The following is a 538-nucleotide window of genomic DNA, read 5'->3' as shown; positions in this document are numbered from 1 at the left end:
AATCAACGATCCCATTTCTGGGTTTTTGATGATGTCTGACTGCAACGCTCGAAACTCTTCATCCGTGAGCATCTCTTTTCGCTGAGATTCAAACAATGGCGTTTCAATAAACTCTAATGCGTAGCTAATAACCCGATCCTCTCCCAAAAGAATAGGAGTACATTGTACTCCTGGCAAGCGTATTTTCAAATGTATTAACGATTAAATCCGAAACCTCGACCTCTGCGATTTTGTCGTGCTAACGACTGCTCTTGCTGTATTGCTTTTCCAACGACTGGAGCTGCTGCGTCAAGTTGTTTACTTGCATGGTCAAGCTGCTCACACTGCTCTGTAAGCGTTGGTTCTCCTCGCTGCTCTGCTCGAATCTTTTCTCTAAATCCTTGTAGAGCTTCACGAACTCGCTGTGCTGCTCCTTGTGCTGCCTCTCTAAAACCTCGAAGGCGTGCAAAAGTTGTTTCTCTAGCTCGGTCATTTATTTCCTCTCCAACTTGATCAGCTCGTTCTTGCCATCGTTCATTGTCCACCCCTCCAGAATCGA

Annotated in this window: 1 protein-coding gene; it reads right to left on the bottom strand. The window is 45.5% G+C overall.

Annotated features, from left to right (window positions below; genetic code table 11):
- Positions 1 to 238 precede the first annotated feature (238 nt).
- Positions 239 to 472, bottom strand: a complete 234-nt coding sequence (locus R7E78_RS29935) for an MbeD/MobD family mobilization/exclusion protein (protein WP_169567099.1) — start codon at positions 470 to 472, stop codon at positions 239 to 241.
- Between the last annotated feature and the right edge of the window lie 66 nt (positions 473 to 538).

Source organism: Vibrio sp. YT-19(2023), from assembly GCF_033337395.1.
The sequence above is the reverse complement of the archived record's forward strand: the minus strand, read 5'-3'. Positions and strand labels throughout refer to the sequence as shown.

Coding starts and splice junctions, on each gene's coding strand:
- R7E78_RS29935 (WP_169567099.1), bottom strand. CDS start 472: ATGACCGAGCTAGAGAAACAACTTTTGCACGCCTTCGAGGTTTTAGAG.